This window comes from Prosthecomicrobium sp. N25 (genome assembly GCF_037203705.1).
GTDB lineage: Bacteria > Pseudomonadota > Alphaproteobacteria > Rhizobiales > Ancalomicrobiaceae > Prosthecodimorpha.
The window spans coordinates 833,981-854,839 of the sequence record NZ_JBBCAT010000001.1 but is presented as its reverse complement, the minus strand read 5'-3'; the positions used below and the strand labels follow the sequence as shown (position 1 = coordinate 854,839).

Annotated in this window: 19 protein-coding genes; 4 read left to right on the top strand and 15 right to left on the bottom strand. The window is 70.8% G+C overall.

What is annotated here, in order from left to right; translation table 11 throughout:
- Positions 1 to 18: 18 nt before the first annotated feature.
- The 7 genes from WBG79_RS03930 to WBG79_RS03900 all read right to left on the bottom strand — a co-directional run bounded on the left by WBG79_RS03930 (position 19) and on the right by WBG79_RS03900 (position 6,206).
- Positions 19 to 750: a hypothetical protein gene (locus tag WBG79_RS03930; RefSeq protein WP_337355801.1), complete on the bottom strand. Its 732-nt coding sequence runs from the start codon at positions 748 to 750 to the stop codon at positions 19 to 21.
- A 277-nt stretch (positions 751 to 1,027) separates the two neighbouring features.
- Complete coding sequence (locus WBG79_RS03925; protein ID WP_337355800.1) at positions 1,028 to 1,753, bottom strand: HAD family hydrolase; 726 nt, start codon at positions 1,751 to 1,753, stop codon at positions 1,028 to 1,030.
- Entirely contained in the window at positions 1,750 to 2,715 is a 966-nt protein-coding gene (locus WBG79_RS03920) for an ATP-grasp domain-containing protein (RefSeq protein ID WP_337355799.1), read from the bottom strand. Before WBG79_RS03920 ends, WBG79_RS03925 begins: the two co-directional genes overlap by 4 nt.
- Position 2,716: 1 nt before the next feature.
- Positions 2,717 to 3,901 carry a DegT/DnrJ/EryC1/StrS family aminotransferase gene (locus WBG79_RS03915; RefSeq protein ID WP_337355798.1) on the bottom strand — a complete coding sequence of 395 codons (1,185 nt, stop codon included), beginning with the start codon at positions 3,899 to 3,901 and terminating at the stop codon, positions 2,717 to 2,719.
- Between the two features lie 45 nt (positions 3,902 to 3,946).
- Complete coding sequence (locus WBG79_RS03910) at positions 3,947 to 4,633, bottom strand: PIG-L deacetylase family protein (protein WP_337355797.1); 687 nt, start codon at positions 4,631 to 4,633, stop codon at positions 3,947 to 3,949.
- Positions 4,630 to 5,544: a methionyl-tRNA formyltransferase gene (locus tag WBG79_RS03905; protein WP_337355796.1), complete on the bottom strand. Its 915-nt coding sequence runs from the start codon at positions 5,542 to 5,544 to the stop codon at positions 4,630 to 4,632. The genes WBG79_RS03910 and WBG79_RS03905 overlap by 4 nt, the downstream gene beginning before the upstream one ends.
- Complete coding sequence (locus tag WBG79_RS03900; RefSeq protein WP_337355795.1) at positions 5,541 to 6,206, bottom strand: sugar transferase; 666 nt, start codon at positions 6,204 to 6,206, stop codon at positions 5,541 to 5,543. Before WBG79_RS03900 ends, WBG79_RS03905 begins: the two co-directional genes overlap by 4 nt.
- A 232-nt stretch (positions 6,207 to 6,438) precedes the next feature.
- On the opposite strand from WBG79_RS03900, the gene WBG79_RS03895 reads away from it, so the two are divergent.
- Entirely contained in the window at positions 6,439 to 6,678 is a 240-nt protein-coding gene (locus WBG79_RS03895; RefSeq protein WP_337355794.1) for a DUF2934 domain-containing protein, read from the top strand.
- Positions 6,679 to 6,758: 80 nt separating this feature from the next.
- On the opposite strand, the gene WBG79_RS03890 is transcribed toward WBG79_RS03895, so the two are convergent.
- The 4 genes from WBG79_RS03890 to WBG79_RS03875 form a co-directional block, all read right to left on the bottom strand.
- Positions 6,759 to 7,559 carry an FAD binding domain-containing protein gene (locus WBG79_RS03890; protein ID WP_337355793.1) on the bottom strand — a complete coding sequence of 267 codons (801 nt, stop codon included), beginning with the start codon at positions 7,557 to 7,559 and terminating at the stop codon, positions 6,759 to 6,761.
- Positions 7,560 to 7,681: 122 nt separating this feature from the next.
- Entirely contained in the window at positions 7,682 to 10,036 is a 2,355-nt protein-coding gene (locus tag WBG79_RS03885) for a xanthine dehydrogenase family protein molybdopterin-binding subunit (protein ID WP_337355792.1), read from the bottom strand.
- A gap of 211 nt (positions 10,037 to 10,247) precedes the next feature.
- Positions 10,248 to 10,733, bottom strand: a complete 486-nt coding sequence (locus WBG79_RS03880) for a (2Fe-2S)-binding protein (protein ID WP_337355791.1) — start codon at positions 10,731 to 10,733, stop codon at positions 10,248 to 10,250.
- A gap of 76 nt (positions 10,734 to 10,809) precedes the next feature.
- A complete protein-coding gene (locus WBG79_RS03875) occupies positions 10,810 to 11,571 on the bottom strand; it encodes an SRPBCC family protein (protein ID WP_337355790.1) in 762 nt (253 codons plus the stop codon).
- 219 nt (positions 11,572 to 11,790) lie between these two features.
- Here WBG79_RS03875 and WBG79_RS03870 point away from each other — a divergent pair, with 219 nt between their 5' ends.
- The 3 genes from WBG79_RS03870 to WBG79_RS03860 all read left to right on the top strand — a co-directional run bounded on the left by WBG79_RS03870 (position 11,791) and on the right by WBG79_RS03860 (position 15,366).
- Positions 11,791 to 12,987 carry an FIST N-terminal domain-containing protein gene (locus tag WBG79_RS03870; protein WP_337355789.1) on the top strand — a complete coding sequence of 399 codons (1,197 nt, stop codon included), beginning with the start codon at positions 11,791 to 11,793 and terminating at the stop codon, positions 12,985 to 12,987.
- Positions 12,988 to 13,046: 59 nt separating this feature from the next.
- Positions 13,047 to 14,378 carry an ATP-binding protein gene (locus WBG79_RS03865; protein ID WP_337357881.1) on the top strand — a complete coding sequence of 444 codons (1,332 nt, stop codon included), beginning with the start codon at positions 13,047 to 13,049 and terminating at the stop codon, positions 14,376 to 14,378.
- A gap of 76 nt (positions 14,379 to 14,454) precedes the next feature.
- On the top strand, positions 14,455 to 15,366 hold the full coding sequence (locus WBG79_RS03860; protein WP_337355788.1) for a hypothetical protein: 912 nt from the start codon (positions 14,455 to 14,457) through the stop codon (positions 15,364 to 15,366).
- Positions 15,367 to 15,369: 3 nt separating this feature from the next.
- On the opposite strand, the gene WBG79_RS03855 is transcribed toward WBG79_RS03860, so the two are convergent.
- The 4 genes from WBG79_RS03855 to WBG79_RS03840 form a co-directional block, all read right to left on the bottom strand.
- Positions 15,370 to 16,047 (bottom strand): response regulator transcription factor, encoded by a 678-nt coding sequence (locus tag WBG79_RS03855; RefSeq protein ID WP_337355787.1) that lies wholly within the window; start codon positions 16,045 to 16,047, stop codon positions 15,370 to 15,372.
- A gap of 56 nt (positions 16,048 to 16,103) precedes the next feature.
- Positions 16,104 to 17,279, bottom strand: a complete 1,176-nt coding sequence (locus tag WBG79_RS03850) for an aminotransferase (protein WP_337355786.1) — start codon at positions 17,277 to 17,279, stop codon at positions 16,104 to 16,106.
- An 80-nt stretch (positions 17,280 to 17,359) separates the two neighbouring features.
- Positions 17,360 to 18,274 (bottom strand): M91 family zinc metallopeptidase, encoded by a 915-nt coding sequence (locus tag WBG79_RS03845; protein WP_337355785.1) that lies wholly within the window; start codon positions 18,272 to 18,274, stop codon positions 17,360 to 17,362.
- 120 nt (positions 18,275 to 18,394) lie between these two features.
- Positions 18,395 to 20,728 (bottom strand): NADP-dependent malic enzyme, encoded by a 2,334-nt coding sequence (locus WBG79_RS03840; RefSeq protein WP_337355784.1) that lies wholly within the window; start codon positions 20,726 to 20,728, stop codon positions 18,395 to 18,397.
- Between the last annotated feature and the right edge of the window lie 131 nt (positions 20,729 to 20,859).

The window sequence follows — 20,859 nt, the reverse complement described above, 5'->3', positions numbered from 1 at the left end:
GGCCGGGGGCCCGGCCGGTCAGGCGCGCAGGCGCTCGCCGCGGTCGGCACGCTTCACCCGCTCGCGGCCGAGGTTGATGTGCGAGTCGATCGCGACCAGTCCACCCATCCAGGGTCCGGGCGCGAACCGGGCCGTGCGGAAGGAGCGGCGCGGGCCGAACTCGACGTCCGGGTATTGCTCGACCTCGACGGCCAGCACGGGCTCGCCCCTCCAGCTGAGCTCCACGGAGCGGCTGCGGATGCCGTCCAGGGCCGGGGCCACGCTCGGCGGGCGGATCGACACCGTGTAGGTGTCGCCATGGAACCGGAAGGACCAGCCGAAAGCTTTCGGATCGGCCGGCGAGGCGGCGCGCACCCGCTCCTCGGCGGGAAACCAGGGGGCTCTAGCCGTGTCGGCCGAGGGTCCCCAGGCGGTCACCTCGTCGGCGAGCACCACCAGGGCACGGCCCAGGCCCCCGGCCTCGATGATGGCTTCGATCGACTCGAGCCGCAGGCGTTCGGCCTGCTCGCCGGAGCGCGCCAGGGCGAAGTCGTGGGCGATCCGAAAGCCCGCGAGGGCGTCGATCAGGGCGTCGGTCGCCGCGGTCAGCCGGTCCGGCGACCGGGCCGGCACGGCATCGGACCCGGACGGCGGCCCGTACGAAACGGCCGCTTCGCTCGCCCTTTCATCGACCCGACTGCGTCGGGCGAGAGCGTAGATCGTCCAGACGAACAGGACGACGACGAGCACCAGTCCCCAGAGACCATCCATGCGCCCCTCCGGATACGGTCACGCCATCCTGTTTAGAGGTCGTGACTCGTGGTGTCACGTGCATTTTGTTCCACACGCCAAGTGGATTCAGGACGATTTTTGCGTACCAACCGTTACCATAGGTTATGCTGCGTCGCAGCATGCTGTCAGCCGCCCCTACGTGAAGGCCGGTCAAACACTCTGAAAACGCTTGGTAATCGAATCCTGTTCCGCTGCGCTCGAACTCGTGATCGATCGCCCCAGCCCTCTCCGATTACAGTGGGCTGATTACGCGACCTCAGTCCAAGTCACCGACTTCGTTCGCCCATTCCGTGCCGAGACCAGTCAAAATTCGGTCTATCGAGTCGAGAGACGTCACGAGTGATTCGGCCTGGTGGGATTCGTCGGGCGCCTCCACCGAATGAACTCGCCCGCCGCGCAGGATCTGGATGGTGTGCCAGCCGCGGGCCTTTGGGGTGACGAAGTCCTTGGTCGGGTTGTCGGCCACGTAGGCGAGGCGAGGCCCGGTCAGGCCGGACCAGGCCTCGACGGCTTCGAAGGCGCGCGGATGGGGCTTCCAGTAGTCCCGGCCCCAGGCGTCGGTCAGGAGGACGAGGCCGACGAGGCGGTCGAGGCCGAGGGCGCGAACCTTGCCGGCCTGGGTGAGATGGGGGCCGTCGGAGATGATGGCGTGGGCGCGGCCGGGGTGGGCCTGCGCGAAGTAGCGCCGGGCGTCCTCGGCGAGGGCGATCTCGGGGGTGTGGCCCCGGTAGACCTCCACCAGCTTCGCGACGAGCGCCTTGTCGGCGGGGCGGCCGAGCGCGGCCAGGGCCTCGTCGAAGATCGTCCCGCGCCGGCCGGCCTCGAGCAGGGCGGCGCAGCGGTCCGCGAAGCCGGAGAGCCCATGCTCGGCCTCCAGCCAGCGGCCGCAGGCGCCGAAACCGCTCCGGGCGAAATCCCGTTCGAGGTAGAGGGTATCGTCCAGGTCGAAAACCAGGACGGTCGTCGGGGCGGGTCCGCTCACTCGACGAAGACCGCGGCGTCGTAGCGGAGCATGAGAACGCCCTCCCGCCAGTCGTCGTTCGCGGTCGAGGGCAGGCCCGTGACCTCCTCCAGGAGCCAGCGCGCGAAGGTGGCGCCGGCGCGGTCGGCGAGCGGGTAGCCGCCGCCGAAGCGGGCGTTGATCTCGATCACCTTGGTGCCCCGCTCCGGGTCCGCGATGGCCTGGAAGCAGAAGACGCCGGTCAGCCCGGGCAGGGCCCGGTGGATCGCGCGGGCGATCGCGGCGGTGTCGTCGCGGCGCTCGGTGCGGCCCTTCTCGACCTCGCCGGCGCGGATGCGCAGGCGGCGGTGGGTGATGGCCGTCCTCAAGGTCCCCGACCGGTCGACGAAGACGTTGACGGTCATCTCGGGGCCGGACAGGAACTCCTGCAGAATCATAGGCTCCGGCACGCTCGCGGGCAGGTCCGCGGGACCGTCCAGACGGGCGAGGCCGCGACTGGCGCTGCCGCCCTTGGGCTTCATGAAGAGCGGCCAGGGATGGGCGGCCGGGCGGGCCGAGACGGTCTCCCAGTCGGCGGTGAGGGGGACCGGGATGCCGGCCCCGCCCAGCACGCGCACGGTCTCGAGCTTGTCGCGGGCGACCGCGACGGCCTCGCGGCTGCCGACCTGGACGCGGGTCCCCGTGCCGGCGAGCCGCTCGGCGAGGTCCGCCATGGCGATGAGTTCGGTGTCGATGGTCGGGACGACGAGGTCCACGCCGTTGTCGCGGACGATCTTCTCGACTGCGTCGGTAAAGCGCGGATCGTCGCAGCGCGGCACCGCGAAGCGCCGGTCGGCCATCCGGCAGGCGGCGCTCATGTCCGGGTCGAGGTCGCTCGCCAGGATCTCGATGCCGCGGCCGAGGTCGGCGGCGGCGCGGCGGAAGCACTCGACGAGTTCGACGCGCCGCCCGGCGGAGGAGACCAGGACCCGGAAGGGTGCCATCTCAGGCGGCCGCCGTTTCGGCGCCCGCGAGGGTCGCGGCTTCGACGATGCGGCGGATCTTGCGGGCGTTGTCGGCCAGCACCGCCTCGTCCTGGACGGGGTCGACCAGGAAGGCGAGGCTGGTCTCGCCGAGGAGCCGGGCCACGGGCAGCCGCTCCGGCGGCACGTAGCCGGCGTCCTGGAAGGCCTTCTCCAGGTAGATCTCCGAGCAGCTGCCGGTGAAGACCTGGATGCCGGCCGCGGCGATCTCGGCGAGGAGCCGGTCGCGCGTCCAGCCGGACTTCAGGCGCTCGGGGCGGACGAAGGTGTAGAAGCGGTACCAGGCGTGGACCGTGCCGGGCGGGGGCACGGGTGTGCGCAGGGCGGGAAGGTCGGCGAGCGCATCAAGGAGAATGCCGGCGTTGCGGGTGCGGGCCGCGGTCCAGGCCGGCAGGCGCTGAAGCTGGCGGGAGCCGAGCACGGCCTGGATCGAGGTCATGCGCCAGTTGGTGCCGAAGCTCTCGTGGAGCCAGCGGAAGCCGGGCGGATGCTGTGTCTCGAAGACGGCCTTGTAGGACTTGCCGTGGTCCTTGAAGCTCCAGGCCCGGCGCCACAGGGCATCGTCGTCGAGGGCGAGGAGACCGCCCTCCCCGCCCGTGGTGATGATCTTGTCCTGGCAGAACGAGAAGGCGGCGAAGTCGCCGAAGCTGCCGACGGGGCGGCCGCCGACCTCGGCGCCGTGGGCCTGGGCGCAATCCTCGATCACCGCGATGCCGCGCGGGCGGCAGAGGTCCATGATGGGGGCCATGTCGGTCGGCCAGCCGGCCAGGTGGACGACGATGACGGCGCGGGTGCGGGGCGTCAGGACCTTGGCGATGGTCTCGGCCGAGAGGTTCTGGGTGTCCGGATCGACGTCCGCGAAGACGGGCACGCCGCCGGCGAGCGGAACGCAGGAGGCGGAGGCGACGAAGCTGCGCGGCGTGACGACCACCTCGTCGCCGGGCTGCAGGTCCATGAGCCTCAGGGGCAAGTCGAGGGCGAGCGTGCCGTTGGCGAGCGCGATGCAGTGGCGACGGCCGAGATGCGCCTCGTAGGCGGCCTCGAAATCGCGCACGTGCGGGCCCGTCCAGGCGTTGACGGCGCCGGAGCGGAGGACGGCGACGACGTCGGCGATCTGTTCCTCGTCGTAGGTCGGCCAGCGGTTCATGACTTCGGTCCTCGCTCGAAAAGAGGGTTTCCCGTCAGGGGGCAATCAGAGCACGTTGCGGATCAGGACGAAACCTTCGGCGGCGGTGCGGTGCACGGTGGCGCCGCGGAGGGTGGCGAGGGCGCGGAGCGTCTCGACCGAGCGCTCGTGCGGCGGCTGCTTCACCTGGGATTCGAAGAGCGCCATCGCCTCCAGCTTGCGGCCGAGCTGCGCGCCGATGTCGACGAAGACGTTCGGGACGAAGGGCGGCGTCAGGTAGGGCGCGTTCCAGTTGGTCTCCGACATGGTCTCGTAGGCGAGGATCCGCGGCGGATACTCGGCCTGGTGCGGGCGCGCGGCGACCAGGGAGGAGAGGAAGACGAGCTGGTGGTCGATGTGGATGTCGCCGAGATGGGGGATCAGCAGGGTGTCGGGCGCGACGTCCAGGACGGCCTTGCGGATCGCGGCGTTGAGGGCGGCGTGGGGGTGCTCGGAGAGCTGGGCGGCGGGCTGGCCGAGCCAGAGCGTCTCGCGCACGCCGAGGTGGGCATGGGCGCGCGCGGCCTCGGCCTTGACGCGGGCCACCTGCTCGGGCGGAAAGGCCGGGGCGCGGCCCTCGGTCACCACCGCGACGTAGACGGGCAGCCCGGCCTCGGCGAGGCGGGCCATGGTGCCGCCGCAGCCGAGGATCTCGTCGTCGGGGTGCGGCGCGATGACGAGCGTGCGCCCGAGGGATTGGATGCTGGCGATCATGCGATGTCTCCGCCGAGCCGGGCGTGCATCTTCGGGCGCTTGCCCGAGGCGGAACGCCAGCCGGTCACTTCGATGCATTCCCCGTCGCCGCAGCGGACCACGAAGCCGCCGGGGGTGAAGAGCTGGACCTGGCCGGCCATGCCGATGTAGCGGCGGCCGCCGGGGAAGAGGCTCGCCCGGTCGATCACGATCTTCTCGCCGGCATGGGCCGTGAAGGCGCCCGGATAGGGATCGCCCACCGCGCGCACGAGGCGCAGGATGGCTTCCGCGTCGTCGCGCCAGTCGATCAGGCCGTCGGCGGGGGTGCGCTTGGCGCACCAGGACGCCTGCCCATGGTCCTGCGGCTCGCGCGGGGCGTGGCCGTCGCGGATGCGGGCGACCGCCTCGGGAAGCATGGCGGCGAGGTTGGCGGTATGGCGGTCGTAGAGGCTGCGGGCGGTTTCGTCCGGGGAGAGCGGGAAGCGGCGCTGCAGCAGGATGTCGCCGGAGTCGACGCCCTCGTCGAGCCAGAAGAGCGAGGAGCCGGACTCCGTCTCGCCCATCAGGATCGTCCAGGGGATCACGGCGCGGCCGCGAAAGCGCGGCAGGGGCGCGGGGTGGAAGCCGATGCTGCCGAGGCGCGCGACCGCCCGGAACGGGGCGCGGCAGATCTGCGACCAGCCGATCACGGCGGTGACGTCCGGCTCGACCGCGGCGATCGCCGCGATGGTCGCCTCAGCGTTGATGTCGGTCGTCTCGTGGACGGCGCTGCCGGCGGCGCGGGCCGGGCCGATCAGGTCGGCGAAGTCGGAATGGCGGCCGGCATTGGCGGCCGGCAGCGTCACGACGAGCGTCGGGGCGAGGCCGGCGCGGATCAGCGCGTTCAGGGCGACGAGCGAGCCCTCCACGGCTCCGACGAAGACGAGCCTCATGCCGGCGCCCCCGCGGGCGGCACGCCCGGCAGCCCGAGGCTGTCGCGGTAGGCCTCGGCCTCGGCGATGCGATCCGGGCGCAGCCGCTCGCCGAGCAGCACGACCAGGACCGTTTCGGCCAGGATGCGCAGGTCGAGCAGGGGTCCGCGGTGGTCGATGTACCAGATGTCGAGGGCGATCTTCTGGCGGTCGTTCAGCCGGGTGTTGCCGCTGACCTGCGCCCAGCCGGTGAGGCCCGGACGGACGAGCCCGCGGTGGCGGCCCTGGGCGCCCATGGCCTGGATGGTCTCCGGGAGCAGCGGGCGCGGGCCGATCAGGGCCATGTCGCCCTTCAGGATGGCTGTGAGCTGGGGCAGCTCGTCGAGGCGAACGCGGCGGATGAAGCGGGTGATGGGGGTCTCGCGCTCGGCATCGGGCAGGAGCGCGCCGGAGGCGTCGCGCGTGTCGTGCATGGTGCGGAACTTCGGGACCGTGAAGGTCGACCCGCCCCGGCCGGCGCGGCGCTGGCGGAAGAAGACCGGATTGCCGAGTTGGATGCGGATGATCAGGGCGGTCAGGGCCATGAAGGGCAGCGCGGCGATGAGGCCGACGGCGGCCGCGACGGCGTCGAGCGGGCGCCGCCAGTCGATCCCAAAGGCCGCCCCGGGCGGACGCGACTGCATCAAATCCTGTCCTCGCAACGACATCCGGGGTCGGACCCCGCGCAACCACGACCGGATCCGACAGGGGATCCGACCTCATCAATAGCCCGAAGTCATAAACGGATCACGACCGAGGTCAACGGAGGACGCCGTTCACGATTGTTTAACGTAAACGCCCGGCGGCCGAAGGCCGCGGAACGCCGGGGGCGCCGCCGCGGTTCGGGCGGTCGCAGCCGAGAGCCGGAGGAGCCGCATGGACATGCCCGACGAGACCCGCATCCGCGAGCGGGCGTACAGGATCTGGAATGAGGAGGGCCGCCCCGATGGCCGCGAGCACGTCCATTGGGACATGGCGCGCCGTCAGATCGAGGCGGAGGACGGGACCGGCCCGCAGGCGCGAAGCGGCGCCGGGCCGCAGACCGGGGCGATGGATCCGACCACGCCGGCGGAGGGACCGGTGGCGCGGGATCCGGACCTGGACCGGCTGGGCTGACGGGGCCGGCAGCGCGGGCCGAACGCAGAGGGCCCGCCGACGTCGCCGCCGGCGGGCCCTCGCCTTTCACGAAGGATCGGTCAGCCGGCGGCGGCGACCGCGCGGCGGGCCATGACGACGATCAGGTTGGCGCGGTATTCGGCCGTGCCGTGGATGTCTGAGAGGAGGCCGTCGGCCGGGATGCTCGCGCCGGCCAGCGCTGCCGCGGACCAGTTCGACGACAGGGCCTGCTCCAGGGCCGAGGCGCGGAAGACACCGCCCTCGCCGGCGCCGGTGACCGCCACGCGGGCCGAGCCGTCCTTCATCTTCGCCACGAAGACGCCGGTCAGCGCGTAGCGCGAGGCCGGGTTCGGGAACTTGGCGTAGGCCGCCTTGGCGGGGATCGGGAAGGAGATCGCGGTGATGATCTCGTCGGGCTCGAGAGCCGTCGTGAACATGCCCTGGAAGTAGTCGGCCGCGGCGATCTTGCGCTTGGACGTGTGGATCGTGGCGCCGAGGGCCAGGACCGCGGCCGGGTAGTCGGCGGCCGGGTCGTTGTTGGCGACGGAGCCCCCGATCGTGCCCATGTGGCGGACGGCCGGGTCGCCGATGCCGGCGGCGAGGCTCGCCAGCGCGGGAAGCGCGGCCTTCACGTCCGCCGAGGTGGCGACGTCGTAGTGGCGGGTGGCGGCGCCGATCACGACTGCGTCGCCCGTCACCTTGATGCCGGAGAGGTCCGGGATGCGGGTCACGTCGACGAGGTCGGTCGGGGCGGCGAGGCGCTGCTTCATGGTGGCGAGCAGGGTCTGGCCGCCGGCGAGGAACTTGCCGTCGCTCGCGGCGCCGATGCGGGCGGCGGCGTCGGCCAGGCTGGTCGCCCGGGCGTAGTTGGTGGCGTACATGGGTTCGTCTCCTCCGGAGCTCTGGTCCGTCCCCCGCGGATCCTCTCGGGACTTGGGGCGATCGGGACGGCGACTGAAGCGGGACCGGCCGCGAGCCTAGCGGGCCGCGGCCGGTGTGTCGATCACTCCGCGGCCATGCGGCCGTGGATGGCGTTCCAGACGCGAGCCGGGGTCGCCGGCATGGCGATGTCGCGGACCCCGAGGGCGTCCGTGATGGCGTTGATCACCGCCGGGGGCGAGCCGATCGCACCCGCCTCGCCACAGCCCTTGATGCCGAGCGGGTTGCCCGGGCAGAGGGTCGTGGTGTGGTGAAGGTCGAAGGACGGCAGGTCGTCGGCGCGCGGCATGGCGTAGTCCATGTAGGACGCCGTCATGAGCTGGCCGTCGTCCGTGTAGACCGTGCCTTCGAGGAGCGCCTGGCCGATGCCCTGGGCGAGGCCGCCGTGGACCTGTCCCTCGACGATCATCGGATTGATCATCCGGCCGAAATCGTCGGCAGCGACGAAGTTGACGACCGTGGTCTTGCCCGTGTCCGGATCGATCTCGGCCTCGCACACGTAGGTGCCGGCCGGGAAGGTGAAGTTGGTCGGGTCGTAGAAGGCGCCCTCCTTCAGGCCCGGCTCCATGCCGTCCGGCAGGTTGTGGCCCGTATAGGCGGCGAGCGCCACCAGCGCGAAGGGCATCTTCTTGTCGGTACCGGCAACCTTGAACTCGCCGCCCTCGATGACGATGTCGCCCTCGGCGGCCTCCATCAGGTGCGCGGCGATCTTCTTGGCCTTGGTTTCGACCTTCTCCATCGCCTTCAGGATCGCCGACATGCCGACCGCGCCGGAGCGCGAGCCGTAGGTGCCCATGCCGAACTGCACCTTGTCGGTGTCGCCGTGGACGATCGCGACCTGGTCGATGCCGATGCCGAGCCGTTCGGAGACGAGCTGCGCGAAGGTCGTCTCGTGGCCCTGGCCGTGGCTGTGCGAGCCGGTCAGGACCTCGACGGTGCCGACCGGGTTCACCCGGACCTCGGCGGATTCCCAGAGGCCGACGCCGGCGCCGAGGGAGCCGACCGCCTTGGACGGGGCGATGCCGCAGGCTTCGATGTAGCAGGAAAGGCCGATGCCGCGCAGCTTGCCGCGGGCCTTGGCCTCCGCCTTGCGGGCCGGGAAGCCGGCGTAGTCGATCGCCTTCAGGGCCGCGTCGAGCGAGGCGTTATAGTCGCCCGCGTCGTAGGTCATGATGACCGGGGTCTGGTAGGGGAAGGACGTGATGAAGTTCTTCCGCCGGAGTTCCGCCGGATCCACGCCGAACTGGCGCGCCGCCGTCTCCATCATGCGCTCCAGCACGTAGGTCGCCTCCGGGCGGCCCGCGCCGCGGTAGGCGTCGACCGGCACCGTGTTGGTGTAGACGCCGTCGACCTCGGCGTAGATCGCCGGGATGACGTACTGGCCGGAGAGCAGGGTGGCGTAGAGGTAGGTCGGCACCGACGACGAGAACAGCGACATGTAGGCGCCGAAATTCGCGTAGGTGTGGACGCGCAGGCCGAGGATCTTGTGGTTCGCGTCGAAGGCCATCTCGGCCTTGGTGATGTGGTCGCGGCCGTGCGCGTCGGTCAGGAAGGCCTCGGTGCGGTCCGAGGTCCACTTGATCGGGCGGTTCGCCTTCCGGGACGCCCAGAGGCAGACGATCTCCTCGGGATAGATGTAGATCTTCGAGCCGAAGCCGCCGCCGACGTCCGGGGCGATGACGCGCAGCTTGTGCTCGGGGGCGATGTTGTAGAAGGCCGAGAGCACGAGCCGGGCGACATGCGGGTTCTGCGAGGTGGTCCACAGCGTGAGCTGGTCGTCGCCGGCGTCGTAGTTGGCGACCGCGGAGCGCGGCTCCATCGGGTTCGGCACCAGCCGGTTGTTCAGGATGTCCATGGAGACGACCTGGGCCGCGCCCGCGAAGGCGGCGTCGGTAGCGGCCTTGTCGCCGAGCGACCACTCGTAGACCCGGTTGCCCGGGGCTTCGGGATGGAGCTGCGGGGCGCCCTCCTTGATGGCGTCCAGGACCGTGGTGACGGCCGGAAGCTCCTCGTAGTCGACGACCACCGCCTCGGCGGCGTCGCGGGCCTGGTTCTTGGTCTCGGCGACGACGACCGCGACCGCCTGGCCGACGTAGCGCACCGTCTCGGGCGCCATCGCCGGGTAGGCGCCCATCTTCATCGGGCTGCCGTCCTTGGAGTGGATCATCCAGCCGCAGATGAGGTTGCCGATGCGGTCGCCGACCAGCTCGGCACCGGTCAGAACCGCGACGACGCCCGGCATGGCGGCGGCGGCGGCCGTGTCGATCGAGCGGATGCGGGCGTGGGCGTGGGGCGAGCGGACGAAATGCGCATGGGTCATGCCCTGCAGCTTGACGTCGTCGGTGTACTTGCCCTTGCCGGTGATGAAGCGCTTGTCTTCCTTGCGGACGACGCGCTGTCCGATGCCTTCCATACCCATGATGTCCCTCCCAGGAACAGATCTCTTGGCCGTGGCGCCCGGCCGCGACGGTGATCCGGGACCCACCCGCCGCCGCCCTCCCAGGCTGCGTCGGACGGACGAGTCTCCCAGCCCTCTTCCGTCGCGCGCCCGGGATGGGCGCGAGGCGGACGGGTGGGCCCGGAACGCCGCACGGATTCGGCCGGTCGCCGTCCGTCTCGGGGCGTCCGCCTTATTCGGCGGCCGCAGGCATCCGCATCTTGGACGCGGCGTCCAGGATGGCCTTGACGATGTTGTGGTAGCCCGTGCAGCGGCAGATGTTGCCCTCGAGCTCGTGGCGGACCGTCGCCTCGTCGAGGTTGCCGCCATGGCGGTTGATCATGTCCACCGCCGTCATGATCATGCCGGGGGTGCAGAAGCCGCACTGCAGGCCGTGATGCTCGCGGAACGCGGCCTGCACGGGGTGCAGCTCGTCGCCCTTGGCGAGGCCCTCGACGGTCGTCACCGACGATCCGGACGCCTGGACGGCGAGGCAGGTGCAGGCCTTCACGGCGCGGCCGTCGAGATGGACCACGCAGGCGCCGCACTGCGAGGTGTCGCAGCCGACATGCGTGCCCGTCAGGCCGATAGCGTTGCGCAGGTAGTCGACGAGCAGCGTGCGGTCCTCGACGTCCGCCGAGACCTGCCGCCCGTTCACCGTCATGGAAACGGTCGTCATTCGCTCTTCCTCCCAGTTCCCGGCCGTCTCGGCCGGGGCTTGACCCTTTTTCGTCGGGGCGGCCCGGGGCCGTCCGTCAGAACACAAGTTTCAACAGGATAACGACGAGCACAAGCCCGCCCGCGATCCAAACCCACTTCGGAATGCCGCTCGTTGACGAAGCGGAAGCGAGCGCGCGGTCGGCATGGCCGGCGAGGTTGGCGGCCGCCTTGCCGACCGGGTCGGCGGAGCGGTCCAGGCCCTCGGCGGCCCGCGCCGCCACGCCCGAGACAGCTCGCGCGGCATCGCCGGCGAGCTCGATCGCGGCTTCCACGGTGTCCTCGACGCGCTGCTCGAGGGAGGCGCCGGTCGCGGCCGGCTCGACAGCCGCAATGGCCGGGGGCGCCATGGCGCCGGAACGCGCGGCCGCCACCTCGGAGAACTTGGCGAAGAACTGGTCGGCCATCATCTTGGCCGTGGAGTCGATCAGGCGCGCGCCGAGCTGGGCGAGCTTGCCGCCGATCTGCGCCTTGGCGGCATAGGTCAGCACCGTGACGGCGCCGTCCTCGGCCAGGTGCACGCTGGCGCCGCCCTTGGCGAAGCCGGCGACGCCGCCCTGGCCCTCGCCGGAGATCGTGTAGCTCTCGGGCGGGTTGATGTCGGTGAGGTGGACCTTGCCGTTGAAGGTCGCCTTCACGGGGCCGATCTTGGCGACGACCTTGGCGGTCATCTCGGTCGGCGACTGCATGTCCAGGGTTTCGCAGCCCGGGATGCAGGCCTTGAGCACCTCGGGATCGTTCAGCGCCTCCCAGACCTGGGCGCGCGGAGCCGGTATCCGGTACTCGCCGGTCATTTCCATCTGAGACACCCTCCCTGCCGCGTCCGTCTTGCTGCGGACCCGCCGACCCCCGACGGCCGGCCTCGCGACGGAGGCGGATCGTAGCCGGGGTTCCGATCTATGGAATTGTACTTTCGGTCGCGCATTTCTAGTCGGCTGGGTTCCGGTCTGGTAGCGTCCACCCGGACCATGACGGAACGACGACAAGGCCGGCGAACGGCCGCAGGCAGGGACGGACGGATGGCAGGCGCGGCGTCGCGGGCCGAGGGCAGCTCTCCCGGGGACGGGTCCGGCGAGATCCGGGTCGCCTCGTCGCGCGCCCCCGACACCGCGGCGGCGGTCGACGAGATCGCGACGGCGCTCGGCGAGGACGGGCGCGAGGCCGCGTTCCTGTTCCTCTTCGCGAGCCCCCGCTACGACGCCGACGCCCTGGCGGCCGGGCTCGCGGACCGTTTCCCCGGTGTCGGCTTCGCGGGCGGCACGACCGCGGGCGAGATCGGGCCGGGCGGGCTCGAGGAGGGCAGCGTCGTCGTCACCGCCCTGCCCCGCGGGGGCTTCACGGTAGAGGCGGCCCTGCTGCCGGACCTGCGGAACTTCACGGTCGAGAAGGCGGCCGACGTGGTCTGGCCGATGCAGGCCCGGCTCGCCCGTCGCCTCGGGGCGGAGCCGCCGGGCGGGCGCTTCGCGGTGACGTTCCTGGACGGGATGTGCCGGCGCGAGGAGGTCGTGGTCGCGGGGCTGCAACGCTGCCTGGACAACATGCCGCTCGTGGGCGGCTCCTGCGGGGACGGGCTCGACTTCTCGCGCACCTTCGTGTTCCACGGCGGGCGGGCCTGGACGAACGCGGGCGTGCTGGTGCTGGTCCATACGGAGCGGCCCTTCGAGCTCGTCCGCTCGGAGCATTTCGAGCCGACGGACGTGAAGCTCGTGGTCACCGAGTGCGACGGCGAGACGCGGACCGTCTCGGAGATCAACGCCGAGCCGGCGGCGGCGGCCTATGCGGCGGCGGTCGGGCTCGAGGGCGACTTCCTGGGCCCCCTCAGCTTCGCGTCGCATCCGGTGCTGGTGCGCGTCGGCGGCGAATATTATTCCCGCTCGATTCAGAAGGTGAACCCGGACGGAAGCCTCTCCTTCTTCTGCGCCATCGACACCGGCGTCGTGCTGACCGCGGCACGGCCGGTCGACCTCGTCGGGGCGCTCGGCCGGGCGCTCGACGACGTCGACAAGGCGGTCGGCGGGATCGAGGCGCTGATCGGCTTCGACTGCGTGCTGCGCCGGCTCGACGCGGAGAACCGGCAGGTGCTCCGCAAGGTCGAGGATCTCTACCGACGCCACCGGGTGGTCGGCTTCAACACCTACGGCGAGCAGTACCGGACCATGCACCTGAACCAGACCTTCACGGGCGTCGCGATCGGCCGGCGGGAGAGCGCGGCGTGACGGAACGGCGGAAGCTGGCGGGGCTCGACCGGGTCGAGCCGTCGGACCCGGACGCGCGCATAGCGGTCCTGGAGGCGCGCGTCGCCAAGCTCGAGAAGATCAACTCGGTGCTGATAGACCGGGTCGAGCGGTCGATGGACAGCCAGGGCTCGGCCTTCTCGCTGTTCCAGACGGCGATCGGGCTGGAGCGCCAGATCCGCGAGCGGACGGACGAACTGACGCGCACGCTGCGGAAGCTCGAACGCGCCAACGACGAACTGACGACCGCGCGGGACCTGGCCGAGCAGGCGAACCGGTCGAAGACGCGCTTCCTGGCGGCGGCGGGGCACGACCTCTTGCAGCCCGTCAACGCGGCACGGCTGTCGATCTCGGCTCTCGCCGAGACGCGGGTCGGCGAGGAGGGCGGGCGGCTCGTCCGCCAGATCGACCGCTCGCTCGGCACGATCGAGACGCTGCTGCGGACGCTTCTCGACATGTCGAAGCTGGACGCCGGCGTGATGGTGCCCAATCTCGGGGCCGTGGCGGTCGCCGAGGTCCTGTCGGCGCTCGAGTCCGACTTCCGGCCGGTCGCCCTGCGCAAGGGGCTCCGGCTGGTCATCGCGCCGACCTCGGTCTTCGCGGTGACGGACCCGGTGATGCTGCGCCGGATCCTGCAGAACCTGGTGTCGAACGCGATCCGCTACACGGAGGCGGGCGGGGTCCTGGTCGGGGTCAGGCCGCGCGGCGCGGACCGGCTCAGGATCGACGTGGTCGACACCGGCAGCGGCATTCCGCCGGAACGCCACGAGGTGATCTTCGAGGAGTTCCACCGGGGCGGCACGGCGGTCGGCGACGGCGAGATCGCGCTCGGCCTCGGCCTGTCGATCGTGCGGCGCCTGGTCGGCGCGCTCGGCCACGACCTCACGCTGCACTCGGCGGTCGGGCGTGGCACCACCTTCTCGCTGCTCCTGCCGCGCGCCGAGCCGGTGGCCCCGGTGGCGCTCGAGACCCTGATGGCGCGGTCGCTGCAGGGCTACGGGCTCTCGGGCGCGCTGGTCGCGGTCGTGGAGAACGACGAGGCGGTGCGCGAGGCGACGACGACGCTGCTCGAGCGCTGGTCGTGCCGGGTGGTGGCCGGGGGCTCGGTCGCGGCCGTGACGGCGGCGGGAGAGGCCGCCGGGCAGGCGCCCGACCTGATCCTCGCCGACTACCACCTGGACGAGGGGCGGACCGGCCTCGACGCCATCCGGGCGCTGAGGAGCCGGTTCGGCCGCGCCATCCCGGCGGTCGTGGTGACCGCCGACTATTCGGACGCGGTCGCGGGCGAGGTCGCGGCGGCGAACGCGGAACTGATGCGCAAGCCCGTGAAGCCAGCGGAGCTTCGGGCCCTGATGGCCCACATCCTCCAGTAACCAGCCGTCATCAATTCGCCTTCTGCGACGTCCAGGATCCGGCCCGTCGAAACCCCGATCGAAGCGGGAGACTTCGATGTCCGATCCGATCGCCGTCTTCTGGACCCCGGCCGGGGTCAACATCCCCGACATCGGCAGCAAGGCCCTGGTCGACGTGACCGACGGCGACACGCCGAAGATCGAGATGCCGATCCGCATGCTGTCGGTCGACACGCCGGAGGTGACGGCCCGGACCGCGGAGGGCGCCGCGATGGTCGATCAACAGTTCTCCCAGCTTGCCGAGTGGCTCCGTGCCGGATCGGCTCCCGCGAGCCCGGACTTCGCCGCCTACATCCTTCCGAAGCTTTCCACCGGCCAGGCCGGAACCCTGCAGTTCACGAACGGAAAAGCCGCGAGCAACTGGTTCAAGGCGGAAATCGATCGCCGCCTCACGCGGCCCGACGGGTCGCGGCGCAAACTCTTCGTGCGGGTCTCGCAGGCCCCCTTCGACAATTACGGCCGCCTGCTGGCCTACATCGCGCCGAACTACAGTCCGCAGGAGCGCGCGACCATGACCCACGCCGAGCGCGCCACCTTCAATCTCGGGCTGGTCGAGGCGGGCCAGGCAGCGCCGTTCGTGCTCTATCCGAACATCCCCGGGGAACTCGACTATCCCCTCCTCACCGCGAAGGCCGTCGAAGCCTTCGAGGCGAAGCGCGGCCAGTGGGCCGATCCGCTGTCGCTGACCGGCTACGAGTACCGGATGTGCGAGAAACTCTTCGACATCACCCGGCGCCTGAAGGCCGGCGAGAAACTGACCACCGCCCAGCGCTTCGAATGGCGCAGCCGCTATGCGGCCGACGTGCGGACCCGCGAGCTCCACGAACCGGAGGGCTACATGGCAATCCCGGAGCCCTACCGGCTCTGGTTCTGGCCGCAGGACGTCCAGGACGGGTTCGCCAAGCTCAACCTGGTGCCGGGCCGATCCCTGGTGCGGGTCCGGTCCTAGGGCTCACGACCGATCGTCCGCACTTCCTTCGGCGACCTGGTCGAAGTCGATCTTGGCGACCTCTATGACAGCCTGGGTGCGGGAGACGACGCCCAGTTTGCGGAGTATCTCGGAGACGTGCGCCTTCACGGTCGTTTCGCCGACCTGCAGCTCATAGGCGATCTGCTTGTTGAGGAGGCCCTGCCGGAGCATGTGCAGGACGCGGAGTTGGGCGGGGGTGAGGGACTTGAGCCGCTGGACGAGGTCGCCCGCGCGCGCCTGCGGCTCGGGCAGGGGCAAGGCGCCGCGCTCCAGGTCGGCGGGGAGATGCACGCCGCCGTTCATCACGGCCGTGATGGCGTCGACGAGTTCCGCCTTGCGCGAGGATTTCGGGATGAAGCCCGAGACCCCGTAGGCGAGCGCCTCGCGGACGATGCGCGGGTCCTCGAGGCCGGACACGACGACGACGGGCAGGCGCGGGTAGCGGGTGCGGAACTGCAGGACGCCGTCGAAGCCGGTGGTGCCCGGCATGCTGAGATCGAGGAGCGCGAGGTCGAAGCCGGCCGGGTCGGCGGCGACCTCCAGGGCCTCGGCGATGGTGGTCGCCTCGACGACCGCGGCGTCCGGGTAGGCGTGGCGGATGGCACCCTCGAGCGCGTCCCGGAAGAGCGGATGATCGTCGACGATCAGGAAACGGTACAAGGCGGCCTCCCCGTCCGCGGCCGTGCCCCCCCGGCGGCTGCGAGCCGGGACCAGTCTTAGTCCAATCCGGCGAGCCGATCGACGATGTTGTCCATGTCGGCATCCTCGACGTTGGCGAAGGCGATGCGCAGATGGGCATCGCCGCCGGGACCGAACCAGGCGCCGGGGAGCACCAGGAGGCCCGCCTCCCGGCAGAGGCGTTCGGCGACGGCCGCCGAGCCCTGCCCGAAAGGATGGCGCACGAAGGCGAAGTAGGCGCCGATCTGGTCGACCTTCCAGCGGCCGAGCCGCTCCATGCCGGCCGCGAAACGCGCCGCCCGCGCGTTGATGCGGTCGCGCATGTTCGCGCGCCAGGGGGCGATGCCCGGGATGGCCCAGGCGAGCGCAGCCTGGGCGGCGCGCGGGGCGCAGATCTGGATGCAGTCCTGAACCTTGGCCATCTCGCCCATCAACGCGGGGCCGGCGACGAGCGCGCCGACGCGGTGGCCGGGCACGGCGTAGGACTTGGAGAAGCTGTAGAGATGCACGAGGTTGCGGCCCCAGTCCGGACGGGCGAAGAGGCCGTGGGGACGGTCGCGGCCGGGGGGCAGGAAGTCGCGGTAGGTCTCGTCCAGGACGAGGTGCAGGCCCGTTTCGGCGGCGAGGTCCAGGAAGGCGTCGAGCACCGCCGGGGGGTAGGTCGCACCGGTCGGGTTGTTCGGCGAGACGAGCGCGATGGCCCGGGTCCTGGGGCCGATCAGGGCGCGGGCGGCGGCCGGGTCGGGCACGAAGCCGGCGGCGGCGTCGAGCACGAGTGGCACGGCGGCGATGCCGAGCATGTCGAGCATCATCTTGTGATTGAAGTACCAGGGGGCCGGCAGGATGACCTCGTCGCCGGCGCGGGCGACTGCCATGAGCGCGATGAAGAAGGCCTGGTTGCAGCCGGAGGTGACGACGATGTCGTCGGCGCCGACCGTCCCGCCGTAGCGCGCGGCGATGTCGGCGGCGAGCGCGTCGCGCAGGGCGGCGTCGCCGGCGATCGGCCCGTAGCGGGCGACCGCGGGATCGGCGGCGGCGGCGGCGAGGCGCTCGAGCAGCGCGGGCGGGGGCGGGTCGCCGGGGGCGGCCTGGCTGAGGTTCAGGAGCCGGCCGGCGCGGCCGTCATAGGCGGCGGTCCAAGCTTGCGCCACCGGGATCGGCGGCGCCTCGGTGGCGGCGAGCCAGGGATTGGGGAGCGGCAGGGGAGCGGTCATGGGCGGGTCCGGGCAGCCAGTGCGGCCCCTCCCCTAGCACGACCCGTGCCGGATCGCTTCCCCGGACCGGGCCCGGCCGGTCAGATGAAGCCGGCCTCGTGCCGGTGCACCCGGATCGGATTGAACGGCGCGATGTGACCGCGGATGGCGGCCAGGTCGCGATAGAAGCGCGGCTGGCGGCTCTTGAACCTGTCCAGGATCTGGCGCGGCGGCGGGTTGATGTTCTGGACGTTGTCGAGGAACTGCGAGGAGCTCATGGAGCGCGCGCCGTGGCCGTGGTCGCCGCGAAGGATCAGTTGCTTCTTCTCCGAGAGGTAGATGTTGGTGACCACCACGGCCATGAACTCCTCCTCGTTCTGGTAGCCCGCCGTCACCTTCCGGCGGTCGCCGGCCCCGTCCATGTAGCGGTAGGCATGCACCAGTTCGTGGAAGAGGACCTCGTCGGCGGTGCTGCCGGGATGCTTCTTGCCGGAGGTGCCATGCTCGCCCCACATGAAGGTCGAGATGCGCACGGTGGCATCCGACCCGACGCCGGTGCCGGTAAAGCCGTTCTTGACCGGATGCCCGTCGGAGTCGCGCTGGGGCTCGCCGGCCCAAGTGCCGTCCGCCGGGTCGTTCTTGGACGCGGTGGCGTTGAAGTTGTCCTTGCCCCAGTCGAAATAGGGGAACACCCGGACGGTTTCGCCCTGGTCTCCGAGGGCCGCCAGCAAGGTGCGGCCGGTTACGTATTTCAGCATGAGCCGGACCGCGTCGGCGACGGAATCGTAGTGCAGCTTCCGCTGGACACGATAGCTGCGGACGTTGACGTCGAAGGGACGGATCTCCTTCTTGTCGTAGACCTCCATCCAGCCGCTGAACGGGATGTAGCGGATCTCGAGGTTTTCCGCGATCTTGAAGGAGCGATCCCACTCGAAGTTGTGCTCGAGGTCATCGAAATCGGACGCGCTCACCCGAGGGCGGAGCTTCTTGCGGAATTCGGTCCTCCAGTTTGCCATGCTGTCCTCGACGGCTGACGCCGGCCCGTGCCGGCACTTGCCATCGAGTATCCACAGACGTCGATGCACCGATCCTGAATGTGTCGTTCAGGGCGGGGGACCCGCGAAACGGCCCCCGCCTCAGGCCGCCCCCCGCCGGTTCAGGGCGTCGACGGCGGCCAGCGTCGACATGTTGACGACGCCGCGGCTGGTCACCGAGGGCGTCAGGATGTGGGCCGTCTTGTTGGTGCCGAGGAGGATCGGGCCGACATGGAGCGCGTTGGTCATCACCTTGATGAGGTTCAGGGCGATGTTGGCGCTGTCGAGGGTCGGGAAGACCAGGAGGTTCGCCTCGCCGCTCAGGTAGCTCGCCGGATTGACGCGGTCGCGCATCTCCTGGGAGAGCGCCGCGTCGCCGTGCATCTCGCCGTCGACCTCGAGGTCGGGGGCCTTCTCGCGCAGGATCTCGAGGGTCTTGCGCATCTTCTCGGCCGAGGCCAGCTCGCGCGATCCGAAGTTCGAGGCGGAGAGCAGCGCCGCCTTGGGGACGATGCCGAAGCGGCGGATGTGGTCGGCCGCCAGGATGGTCGTCTCGGCGATCTCGAGCGGGCTCGGGTCGATGGACACGTAGGTATCGGTCAGGAAATAGGCGCCCTGCTGGTTGAGGAGCAGGCTCAGGGCTGCGAAATCCTCGTCGGCGAGCGAGGGGGCGACGCCGATCACGTCGTGCACGACCTTGCGGTGACGGTTGAAGCGCCCGTCGATGCCGCACAGCAGCGCATCCGCGTCGCCCCGCTCGACCGCGAGCGCGCCGATAACCGACTGGTTGGTGCGGACGATGATCTTGGCGGCCTCCGGGGTCACGCCCTTGCGGCCGACCTTGGCGAGGTAGAGGTCGACATAGTCCTTGTAGCGCGGGTCGTCGGCGGGGTTGACGACCGCGAAGTCGACGCCCTGGCGGATGCGCAAGCCGTAGCGCTTCAGGCGGCTTTCGATCACCTGGGGGCGGCCGATCAGGATCGGGGTGGCGATCTCCTCCTCGAGAATCACCTGGGCAGCGCGCAGCACGCGCTCGTCCTCGCCGTCGGAGTAGATGACCCGCGCCTTCTCGGGAGCGGCCTTGGCGGCGGTGGTCATGGGCTTCATGACCAGGCCGGACTTGAAGACGAAGCGGTTGAGGCGGTCCAGGTAGGCGTCGAAGTCGGCGATCGGGCGCGTGGCGACCCCGGCCGTCATGGCGGCCCGGGCGACCGCCGGGGCGATGCGCAGGATGAGGCGCTGGTCGAAGGGCGAGGGGATCAGGTAGTTCGGCCCGAAGGTCTCGCTCTCGCCGCCGTAGGCGCGAGCGGCGACGTCGGAGGGCTCCTCGCGGGCGAGCGCCGCGATGGCGCGGACCGCGGCGAGCTTCATGGTCTCGTCGATGGTGGTCGCGCCGACGTCGAGGGCGCCGCGGAAGATGTAGGGGAAGCAGAGGACGTTGTTGACCTGGTTGGGGAAGTCCGACCGGCCGGTGCAGATCATGGCGTCCGGCCGCGCCGCCCGTGCCTCGTCGGGCATGATCTCGGGCACGGGATTGGCGAGCGCCATGACGAGCGGCTTCGCGGCCATGCGCTGGATCATGTCGGGCTTCAACACGCCGCCGGCCGAGAGGCCGAGGAAGACGTCGGCGCCGTCGACGATCTCGCCGAGGGTCCGCTTGTCGGTCGGCTGGGCATAGTTCGCCTTGAGCGGGTCCATGAGGGTGGTCCGGCCCTCGTAGACGACGCCCTCGATGTCGGTGACCCAGATGTTCTCGCGCTTCGCCCCCAGCGAGACCAGGATGTTGAGGCAGGCGAGCGCCGCCGCGCCGGCCCCGGAGGTGACGATCTTGGCGGTCTCGATGGATTTGCCGGCCAGTTCCAGGCCGTTCAGGACGGCGGCGCCGACGATGATGGCGGTGCCGTGCTGGTCGTCGTGGAAGACCGGGATGTTCATCCGCTCGCGCAGGCGGCGCTCGACCTCGAAGCATTCCGGCGCCTTGATGTCCTCGAGGTTGATGCCCCCGAAGGTCGGCTCCAGGGCCGCGACGACGTCGACCAGCCGGTCGATCTCGGTCTCGGCGACCTCGATGTCGAAGACGTCGATGCCGGCGAACTTCTTGAAGAGGACGGCCTTGCCCTCCATCACGGGCTTGGCGGCGAGCGGGCCGATGTTGCCGAGGCCGAGGACGGCGGTGCCGTTCGACACGACGGCGACGAGGTTGCCGCGGGCCGTGTAGTCGAAGGCGGTCGCCGGGTCCGCGTAGATGGCGAGGCAGGGCGCGGCGACGCCGGGCGAATAGGCGAGCGCGAGGTCGCGCTGGTTGCCGAGCGGCTTGGTGGCCTGGATCTCCAGCTTTCCCGGGCGCGGGCTCTTGTGGAAGAAGAGCGCGGCCTCCTCCAGCTCGCTGAGGCGGGACGCGGCGGCGGCTGCGGATTTCTCGTCATTCCCGGTCATCGGCGTCCCCTCCCCCGGCCCTGCCGCCGTTGCGGGCGGGACCGCGACCAAGTATCTGTCGAAGTTAGCGATCCCGGCAGTCGGAATCGAGATGCGTCGGAGGGCGGCTTTTAACGCCCCGCGGATCTTGC

Excerpts from the sequence above, each read along its gene's own strand:
- WBG79_RS03930 (WP_337355801.1), bottom strand. The coding sequence starts at position 750 with ATGGATGGTCTCTGGGGACTGGTGCTCGTCGTCGTCCTGTTCGTCTGG.
- WBG79_RS03920 (WP_337355799.1), bottom strand. The coding sequence starts at position 2,715 with ATGGCACCCTTCCGGGTCCTGGTCTCCTCCGCCGGGCGGCGCGTCGAA.
- WBG79_RS03915 (WP_337355798.1), bottom strand. The coding sequence starts at position 3,901 with ATGAACCGCTGGCCGACCTACGACGAGGAACAGATCGCCGACGTCGTC.
- WBG79_RS03910 (WP_337355797.1), bottom strand. The coding sequence starts at position 4,633 with ATGATCGCCAGCATCCAATCCCTCGGGCGCACGCTCGTCATCGCGCCG.
- WBG79_RS03905 (WP_337355796.1), bottom strand. The coding sequence starts at position 5,544 with ATGAGGCTCGTCTTCGTCGGAGCCGTGGAGGGCTCGCTCGTCGCCCTG.
- WBG79_RS03900 (WP_337355795.1), bottom strand. The coding sequence starts at position 6,206 with ATGCAGTCGCGTCCGCCCGGGGCGGCCTTTGGGATCGACTGGCGGCGC.
- WBG79_RS03895 (WP_337355794.1), top strand. The coding sequence starts at position 6,439 with ATGGACATGCCCGACGAGACCCGCATCCGCGAGCGGGCGTACAGGATC.
- WBG79_RS03890 (WP_337355793.1), bottom strand. The coding sequence starts at position 7,559 with ATGTACGCCACCAACTACGCCCGGGCGACCAGCCTGGCCGACGCCGCC.
- WBG79_RS03885 (WP_337355792.1), bottom strand. The coding sequence starts at position 10,036 with ATGGGTATGGAAGGCATCGGACAGCGCGTCGTCCGCAAGGAAGACAAG.
- WBG79_RS03880 (WP_337355791.1), bottom strand. The coding sequence starts at position 10,733 with ATGACGACCGTTTCCATGACGGTGAACGGGCGGCAGGTCTCGGCGGAC.
- WBG79_RS03875 (WP_337355790.1), bottom strand. The coding sequence starts at position 11,571 with ATGGAAATGACCGGCGAGTACCGGATACCGGCTCCGCGCGCCCAGGTC.
- WBG79_RS03870 (WP_337355789.1), top strand. The coding sequence starts at position 11,791 with ATGGCAGGCGCGGCGTCGCGGGCCGAGGGCAGCTCTCCCGGGGACGGG.
- WBG79_RS03860 (WP_337355788.1), top strand. The coding sequence starts at position 14,455 with ATGTCCGATCCGATCGCCGTCTTCTGGACCCCGGCCGGGGTCAACATC.
- WBG79_RS03850 (WP_337355786.1), bottom strand. The coding sequence starts at position 17,279 with ATGACCGCTCCCCTGCCGCTCCCCAATCCCTGGCTCGCCGCCACCGAG.
- WBG79_RS03845 (WP_337355785.1), bottom strand. The coding sequence starts at position 18,274 with ATGGCAAACTGGAGGACCGAATTCCGCAAGAAGCTCCGCCCTCGGGTG.
- WBG79_RS03840 (WP_337355784.1), bottom strand. The coding sequence starts at position 20,728 with ATGACCGGGAATGACGAGAAATCCGCAGCCGCCGCCGCGTCCCGCCTC.